Source organism: Escherichia sp. TW14182 (genome assembly GCF_000208525.1).
In the GTDB taxonomy this organism is placed as follows: domain Bacteria; phylum Pseudomonadota; class Gammaproteobacteria; order Enterobacterales; family Enterobacteriaceae; genus Escherichia; species Escherichia ruysiae.
Map to the genome: position 1 here is coordinate 1 of NZ_AEJZ01000164.1, position 8,909 is coordinate 8,909.

An 8,909-nucleotide genomic window follows, 5' to 3' on the forward strand; every position below is an offset into this window, starting at 1 on the left:
CGCATCAGGCAATTTTGCGTTTGTCATCAGTTTAAAGCCCGTAGAGATCCGGGCATATTTCCGAATACGTATTTTTATACCGTAAACCCTAACATCATCCCCGTATCTTCATGCTCCAACAGATGGCAGTGCGCCATATAAGCGTGTTCTTTCGGGGCATTGTGATTAAACTTCACCAGCACTTCGCTGACATTACCTTCTACTTTAACGGTATCTTTCCAGCCTGCGCGATGCGGCGCTGGCGGTTTGCCATTTTCTGACAAGATACGGAACTGCGTGCCGTGAATATGGAACGGATGCAGCATCATGTCACCCACGCCAGAAATAACCCAACGTTCGTACTGTCCTTTCGCCGCCGCAAACATCGGCTTGTTCATATCAAACGCCTGACCGTTGATTTTATTGGCATGGTGGAAATCGAACTTCCCGCCGTGGTTCATATGATTCATATTGCCGTGCCCCATATGCCCCATCATCTGGCTGTGATCCATCCCGGCCATCGCCTGATCGCCATATTTCTCCATCAGCATCTGCATACCCATCATATCGAGCATCGGATCCATAGAGAGTTGCAGCTTGCGTACCGTTAATCCGTCCAGCGAAGGTAAAGCAGGCAGGCTACTTAACGTGTCTGGCAAAGCACCAGAAGCACTAATGGCAATCGGCTGAATACGCATTACCGGATGCGGCTTATCAAACGGCGCAATCGCCATTCCCATCTGGCTGACCGGTAGCGTCACCAGATCAAACGGTTTGTTGTCGTTAACCTCCACCAGCACTTCAAAACGCTCGCCCATCAGCACCGGAAGCTCACTCACCTTCACCGGTTCAGGCAGCAGACCACCATCGCTGGCAATCACATACAGCGGGCGATTGTCGCTGGTGGCGAAATTGAGCGAGCGGGCATTACAGCCATTAAGCAAACGCAGGCGCAGCCAGCCACGCGGTGCAGCGTGTTGCGGGTACATAGCGCCGTTGGTCAGCAGCGTATCGCCAAACCAGCCCACGGCGGCGGTCATCACATCCAGTTGATAATCAATCTGCCCGTCGGCGTTAAATTTTTTATCCTGAACGATCACCGGGACATCATCGATACCCCACTGTTTCGGCAGCATTAATTTCAGGATCTCGTCATCTTCAATCACCACCAGTCCTGCCAGCCCCATCGCCACCTGACGCCCGGTTTTGCCGTGTTGATGCGGATGGAACCAGCAAGTGGCGGCAGGTTGATCAACGTTCAGCGTCACCGTGCGTTTACCGCCAGGCGGAATAATCCCCTGCGGGCCGCCGTCCACTTCACCCGGCACTTCCAGCCCGTGCCAGTGCAACGTCGTCTCTTCCGCCAGTTGGTTATAGATATCAACCGTTACCGCTTTGCCGCGCTGTAATTTCACCGCCGGCCCCAGCAGATTGCCGTTGTAACCCCAGGTGGTCGCCGTTTTCCCGGCAAAGCTGGACTGGCCTTCACCAATAGTTAACTGAATACGATTACGGGCATCGGTCGTGAGCAAATCAGGGATCGGTAACGTTGGACGATCCGCCGCAAATACTGCGCGGCTCCACAGTGGCAAAGCCGAAGCCACGCCCAGCGCGACGGAATATTTTAAGAAATCACGACGTTGCATAGTTATTTCCTTATTCTTAAGCAGGCGAAACAAAATCAAACGTTGAGCATAGTCCTTCCCCTTACAGGAAGGTCAAGCCGCAGACACAATTTAATCCACAATAATGGTCGTCGCCTCGCTCGCAGTGTGCTAACGTTTATCATCTTTAAGTCCTGGTAGAAGCAATGAAGACGTTTTTCAGAACAGTATTATTCGGCAGCCTGATGGCTGTATGCGCAAACAGTTACGCGCTCAGCGAGTCTGAAGCCGAAGATATGGCCGATTTAACGGCAGTGTTTGTTTTTCTGAAGAACGATTGCGGTTACCAGAACTTACCTAACGGGCAAATTCGTCGCGCACTGGTCTTTTTCGCCCAGCAAAACCAGTGGGATCTCAGCAATTACGACACCTTCGACATGAAATCTCTCGGTGAAGATAGCTATCGCGATCTCAGCGGTATTGGCATTCCCGTCGCTAAAAAGTGCAAAGCCCTGGCTCGCGATTCCTTAAGCCTGCTTGCCTACGTCAAATAATCCCTGATACCTTTTTGTAGAAATATTGACCGTGCATCTGCGGTCAATGTTAGCTATTATGTTGCGCCCTTTTTTTACGGGTGTTAACAAAGGAGGTATCAACCCATGGCCGAAAAAAAACGGTGGCATGAAACGCTACACGACCAGTTTGGGCAGTACTTTGCGGTAGATAACGTTCTGTATCATGAAAAGACCGATCACCAGGATCTGATCATTTTTGAGAACGCTGCATTTGGTCGCGTAATGGCGCTGGATGGCGTAGTACAAACCACCGAGCGCGACGAGTTTATCTATCATGAGATGATGACCCACGTTCCTCTACTGGCTCACGGTCACGCGAAACATGTGCTGATCATCGGCGGCGGCGACGGTGCCATGCTGCGTGAAGTGACCCGACATAAAAACGTTGAGTCAATCACGATGGTGGAAATCGATGCGGGTGTCGTGTCGTTCTGCCGTCAGTATCTGCCCAACCATAACGCCGGTAGCTACGACGATCCACGCTTTAAACTGGTGATCGATGATGGTGTCAATTTCGTTAATCAAACCAGCCAGACCTTCGACGTAATTATCTCCGACTGCACCGATCCTATCGGTCCCGGCGAAAGCCTGTTTACCTCAGCATTTTATGAAGGTTGCAAACGTTGCCTGAATCCTGGCGGTATTTTCGTCGCGCAGAACGGTGTCTGCTTTTTACAGCAGGAAGAGGCCATCGACAGCCATCGCAAACTCAGCCATTACTTCAGCGACGTTGGCTTTTATCAGGCGGCGATCCCGACCTATTACGGCGGCATCATGACCTTTGCATGGGCAACAGATAACGACGCCTTACGCCATCTCTCTACCGAAATTATTCAGGCGCGTTTTCTCGCCTCTGGCCTGAAATGCCGTTATTACAATCCGGCAGTCCATACAGCAGCTTTTGCCTTACCTCAGTATCTGCAAGACGCACTGGCTTCACAGCCGTCCTAAGGAGAAGATAAGAAATTGAAAAAACTGAAACTACATGGCTTTAATAATCTGACCAAAAGTCTGAGTTTTTGTATTTACGATATCTGCTACGCCAAAACCGCCGAAGAGCGCGACGGTTATATTGCTTATATCGATGAACTCTATAATGCCAACCGTCTGACCGAAATCCTGTCAGAAACCTGTTCCATTATCGGAGCCAATATTCTTAACATCGCCCGCCAGGATTACGAACCACAGGGTGCCAGCGTCACTATTCTGGTGAGCGAAGAGCCGGTTGATCCGAAACTTATCGACAAAACAGAACACCCCGGCCCGCTGCCAGAAGCCGTGGTTGCCCATCTCGATAAAAGTCATATTTGCGTACATACCTACCCGGAAAGCCATCCTGAAGGCGGTTTATGTACCTTCCGCGCCGACATAGAAGTCTCCACCTGCGGCGTGATTTCCCCGCTGAAGGCGCTGAATTACCTGATCCACCAGCTTGAGTCCGATATCGTAACCATTGATTATCGCGTGCGTGGCTTTACGCGTGACATCAACGGTATGAAGCACTTTATCGACCATGAGATTAATTCGATTCAGAACTTTATGTCCGAGGATATGAAGGCGCTGTATGACATGGTGGATGTAAACGTCTATCAGGAAAATATCTTCCATACCAAGATGTTGCTTAAAGAGTTCGACCTTAAGCACTACATGTTCCACACCAAACCGGAAGATTTAACCGACAGCGAGCGCAAAGAAATTACCGCTGCGCTGTGGAAAGAGATGCGCGAGATTTATTACGGGCGCAATATGCCAGCTGTTTAACGGCTCAGGCGGAGCACAGAGGCTCCGCCTGCTTTATTTACTTCTGCTGTACGAATTTACGGTACGCCGCCACCACCTGAAGAAAATCCTCAACGCCGCACAGCGACAGGCTTTCTTCGTCGTAGTAGTTCATCCCCTCTTCCATTTCATCGCCAGCAAATTCCAGTTGATTGGCGCGAATCATCACCTCTTCGCCGTCCATCCATAGCGTGTACTCATGCCCTGCCCGCTGCCAGGAACGTTCGCTACCTTTGAGCGTGCGCGCGGCGTCTTCCACTTCATCAAGCAAGGCCAGGTTTTCTTTCACCTCTTCATTAAACCAGTGCCCGACCACTTCATGCCCCATGGACATACGCACCTTTACCACTCCGGTAATATCGCGCAGAAATTCATAATCCATAGTGTGTTCCTCTGCTCCCGGCAATGCGCCGAAATCGCATTGCGCCATTGATGTAATTATCGCAGCCTTACCGGAGAAAAACAGCGGAACGGCGATGGTTTAGAAATAAAAAATGCCCGGGAATCTCATTCACCGGGCATTGTGTTGTTTATGCGCAGCGCGTGCGCTTACTTATTAAACCGCAGTCTGGAAAATCACCCCGTCCGCTTTTTCGGTGTACTGAGAAAGCTGGTTGAAGTTCAGATAACGGTAAGTATCAACGGCAGTTTTATCTACCTGCGCAACATAGGTCTGGTACTCTTCCGGCGTTGGCAGTTTGCCAAGAAGTGCCGCGACAGCCGCCAGTTCCGCAGAAGCCAGGAAGACGTTCGCGCCAGTACCCAGACGGTTCGGGAAGTTACGGGTAGAGGTGGAAACCACCGTCGCACCGTCTGCCACACGCGCCTGGTTACCCATACACAGGGAACAGCCAGGTATCTCTATACGCGCACCGCTCTTACCGAAGACGCTGTAGTAGCCTTCTTCGGTCAACTGCGCGGCGTCCATACGGGTTGGCGGTGCCACCCACAGGCGGGTCGGCAACTGACCTTTGTGCGCATCCAGCAGTTTACCAGCGGCACGGAAGTGACCGATGTTAGTCATGCAAGAACCGATAAACACTTCGTCGATCTTCTCGCCCTGTACCGCAGACAGCGGACGTGCGTCATCCGGGTCGTTCGGTGCACAGAGGATAGGTTCTTTGATATCAGCCAGATCGATGTCAATCACCGCTGCATATTCCGCATCCGCATCGGCTTCCAGCAGCTCAGGATTCGCCAGCCATTTTTCCATGCCCTGAATACGACGTTCCAGGGTACGACGATCGCCGTAACCTTCCGCGATCATCCACTTCAGCAGGACGATGTTGGAGTTCAGGTATTCGATGATCGGTTCTTTGTTCAGCTTGATGGTACAACCGGCAGCAGAACGCTCGGCAGACGCATCGGTCAGTTCAAATGCCTGCTCAACTTTCAGATCCGGCAGACCTTCAATTTCCAGGATGCGACCAGAGAAGATGTTTTTCTTGCCTTTCTTCTCAACGGTCAGCAGACCTTGTTTGATCGCATACAGCGGAATGGCGTGTACCAGATCGCGCAGGGTGATGCCCGGCTGCATTTTGCCTTTGAAGCGCACCAGAACGGATTCCGGCATATCCAGCGGCATAACGCCAGTCGCGGCAGCAAATGCCACCAGACCAGAACCCGCCGGGAAGGAGATACCAATCGGGAAACGAGTATGGGAGTCACCGCCAGTACCGACGGTATCCGGCAGCAGCATACGGTTCAGCCAGGAGTGGATTACGCCATCACCCGGACGCAAAGACACACCGCCACGGTTCATAATGAAGTCCGGCAGCGTGTGGTGAGTGTTAACGTCAACCGGCTTCGGATAAGCCGCAGTGTGACAGAAAGACTGCATCACCAGATCAGCCGAGAAGCCCAGGCATGCCAGGTCTTTCAGTTCATCACGGGTCATTGGACCGGTGGTGTCCTGCGAACCGACAGAAGTCATTTTCGGTTCGCAATAAGCGCCCGGACGAATGCCTTTCACGCCACAGGCACGACCCACCATTTTCTGCGCCAGCGAGAAGCCACGGTCACTTTCCGCCACATCTTTCGCCTGACGGAAAACATCGCTCTGCGGCAGACCAAGTGCCTCACGCGCTTTGGTGGTCAGGCCACGACCGATAATCAGCGGAATACGGCCGCCAGCACGCACTTCATCAATCAGCACGTCGGTTTTCAGTTCGAAGGTCGCCAGCAGTTCGTTGGTTTCGTGGTTACGCACTTCACCTTTGTACGGATAAACGTCAATCACGTCGCCCATGTTCAGGCTGGAAACGTCCACTTCAATTGGCAACGCACCGGCATCTTCCATCGTGTTAAAGAAGATTGGTGCAATTTTACCGCCGAGGCACAAACCGCCGCCGCGTTTGTTCGGCACATGTGGAATATCATCGCCCATAAACCACAGAACGGAGTTAGTGGCAGATTTACGCGAAGAACCAGTCCCCACAACGTCACCGACGTAAGCCAGCGGGAAACCTTTTTGTTGCAGAGCTTCGATTTGCTTGATCGGGCCAACAACGCCTGGCTGGTCTGGCTCGATGCCTTCACGGGCGTTTTTCAACATCGCCAGGGCGTGCAGTGGGATATCCGGACGCGACCATGCATCCGGTGCCGGAGAGAGGTCATCGGTGTTGGTTTCACCGGTCACTTTGAAGACGGTAACGGTCAGTTTTTCAGCCAGCGCCGGGCGATTCAGGAACCATTCGGCATCTGCCCAGGACTGCATAACCTGCTTCGCGTATTTGTTGCCTGCTTTGGCTTTTTCTTCTACATCATAGAAGTTATCGAACATCAGCAGCGTATGAGACAGTGCTTTGGCGGCAATTGGCGCCAGTTTGGCATCATCCAGCGCATCGATCAGCGGATGAATGTTGTAACCACCCTGCATGGTGCCCAGCAGTTCAATGGCTTTTTCTGGAGTCAACAGTGGGGATTTGGCTTCGCCTTTCGCGACAGCAGCAAGGAAACCAGCTTTTACATAGGCGGCTTCATCGACGCCAGGGGGAACACGGTTGGTTAACAGATCTAACAGGAATTCTTCTTCGCCCGCAGGCGGGTTTTTCAGCAGCTCTACAAGCGCGGCCATTTGGTTTGCATCCAGGGGTTTGGGCGCAATCCCCTCAGCGGCACGCTCAGCTACGTGCTTACGGTATTCTTCTAGCACGACGGTTCTCCTCGCTCTCATTGTCATAGTGCGGCAGGCGATTCTCTTCACGCTCCTGTGAGACAGCAGTTTGTAGGGTAAATGCCCAGTACCGCAACGGGCAGAATAGCAGGATTTTGACGATGTGTTAATCCGTTTACAAAAAAGCAACATAAAAAAGTGGCTGAATCGTTAAGGATGGTCTAGAGATTGTTTCCCTCCGTAAAAATTTCGTTAATTCGCATGGTGATAATCACCTTTCTCAACGAATCCCAAGATTAGTCAAAATTTAAACTACCGCCTCTTTATACTCGGATTCACAGCACCTGCGGGTGGCAGTTCGCCGACCATTGCGATTTCTTTGAGATCCGAATTATGAAAATGACTTTGCCGTTTAAACCCCATGTGCTGGCACTAATTTGCAGTGCCGGGCTTTGTGCCGCTTCCGGTGCTTTGTATGTAAAAAGCCGCACTGTGGAAACGCCTGTAGAAGCGCAAACTGTGCCTGTTGTCACTACAGCTACGCTTCCAGCAACGGTTTCCGCGCCGCCAGTAGTACCCGCCGTCGTTAAATCTACATTCAGCACTGCGCAAATAGATCAATGGGTTGCACCTGTCGCGCTATACCCCGACTCTCTGCTTTCACAAGTGTTAATGGCATCAACCTATCCGACAAACGTTGCGCAAGCAGTACAATGGTCGCACGATAATCCACTTAAACAAGGCGATGCTGCTATTCAGGCGGTATCTGACCAGCCGTGGGATGCCAGCGTCAAATCACTGGTGGCGTTTCCACAGTTGATGGCATTGATGGGCGAAAACCCGCAGTGGGTGCAAAACCTGGGCGATGCGTTTCTGGCACAGCCGCAGGACGTGATGGACTCGGTACAGCGTTTGCGTCAACTGGCGCAACAAACCGGGTCGCTGAAGTCATCAACCGAACAGAAAGTCATTACGACAACGAAGAAAGCTGTACCGGTAAAACCGGCTGTCGCGCCTTCCGCCATACAATCCAATACCGTTTCAACAGCCAGCCCCGTCATTACAGAACCTGCACCGACCGTAATAACCATTGAGCCAACCAATCCGGATGTGGTTTATATTCCCAACTATAACCCGACCGTGGTTTACGGGAACTGGGCCAATTCCGCGTATCCGCCGGTTTACCTGCCGCCGCCAGCCGGAGAACCGTTTGTTGACAGCTTTGTGCGCGGTTTCGGCTACAGCATGGGCGTCGCCACTACATACGCGTTATTCAGCAGCATCGACTGGGATGACGATGATCATGACCATCATCATGACGATGATGATTATCATCACCACGATGGCGGTCATCGTGACGGCAACGGCTGGCAACACAACGGTGACAACATCAATATTGACGTCAACAATTTCAACCGTATCACCGGTGAGCATCTTACTGATAAGAATATGGCATGGCGGCACAATCCAAACTACCGTAATGGTGTGCCCTATCATGATCAGGATATGGCAAAGCGGTTTCATCAAACCGATGTCAACGGCGGCATGAGCGCCACGCCGCTTCCTGCACCGTCGCGCGACAGTCAGCGTCAGGCAGCGGCAAGTCAGTTTCAGCAACGAACACACGCCGCACCAGCCATTACGCGAGATACGCAACGTCAGGCTGCGGCACAACGGTTTAATGAAGCGGAACACGATGGCAATTATGAAGATTTTCGCGAGTTCAGCCGTCGCCAACCACTGACCCAGCAGCAAAAGGATGCCGCTCGTCAGCGTTATCAGTCGGCCTCACCTGAACAGCGCCAGGCGTTCCGTGAGAGAATGCAAACTAACCCGCAGAACCAGCAGCGAAGAGAG

7 protein-coding genes are annotated in these 8,909 nt (G+C 52.1%); 4 read left to right on the forward strand and 3 right to left on the reverse strand.

Features of this window, described 5'->3' with window-relative positions; all coding sequences use genetic code 11:
• Positions 1-74: 74 nt before the first annotated feature.
• Entirely contained in the window at positions 75-1,625 is a 1,551-nt protein-coding gene (cueO, locus tag EQY_RS0114250; protein ID WP_001189579.1) for a multicopper oxidase CueO, read from the reverse strand.
• 164 nt (positions 1,626-1,789) lie between these two features.
• Between cueO and EQY_RS0114255 the strand changes: the two genes are divergently transcribed.
• From EQY_RS0114255 to speD, 3 genes are all read left to right on the forward strand, one after another.
• The gene (locus EQY_RS0114255) at positions 1,790-2,137 is read left to right on the forward strand and encodes a YacC family pilotin-like protein (protein ID WP_000846617.1); all 348 of its coding nucleotides are present in this window, start codon (positions 1,790-1,792) and stop codon (positions 2,135-2,137) included.
• 105 nt (positions 2,138-2,242) lie between these two features.
• The gene (gene speE, locus EQY_RS0114260; RefSeq protein ID WP_000818482.1) at positions 2,243-3,109 is read left to right on the forward strand and encodes a polyamine aminopropyltransferase; all 867 of its coding nucleotides are present in this window, start codon (positions 2,243-2,245) and stop codon (positions 3,107-3,109) included.
• Between the two features lie 15 nt (positions 3,110-3,124).
• Positions 3,125-3,919, forward strand: a complete 795-nt coding sequence (gene speD / locus EQY_RS0114265) for an adenosylmethionine decarboxylase (protein ID WP_000734284.1) — start codon at positions 3,125-3,127, stop codon at positions 3,917-3,919.
• Between the two features lie 37 nt (positions 3,920-3,956).
• Here speD and yacL read toward each other — a convergent pair whose 3' ends face one another.
• Together yacL and acnB are read right to left on the reverse strand one after the other, a co-directional pair.
• Positions 3,957-4,319: a protein YacL gene (gene yacL / locus EQY_RS0114270; RefSeq protein WP_010345363.1), complete on the reverse strand. Its 363-nt coding sequence runs from the start codon at positions 4,317-4,319 to the stop codon at positions 3,957-3,959.
• 174 nt (positions 4,320-4,493) lie between these two features.
• Positions 4,494-7,091: a bifunctional aconitate hydratase 2/2-methylisocitrate dehydratase gene (gene acnB / locus EQY_RS0114275; protein ID WP_010345366.1), complete on the reverse strand. Its 2,598-nt coding sequence runs from the start codon at positions 7,089-7,091 to the stop codon at positions 4,494-4,496.
• A 354-nt stretch (positions 7,092-7,445) separates the two neighbouring features.
• On the opposite strand from acnB, the gene EQY_RS0114280 reads away from it, so the two are divergent.
• A partial coding sequence (locus EQY_RS0114280) for a DUF3300 domain-containing protein (RefSeq protein ID WP_024212584.1) occupies positions 7,446-8,909 on the forward strand: 1,464 nt, incomplete at its 3' end.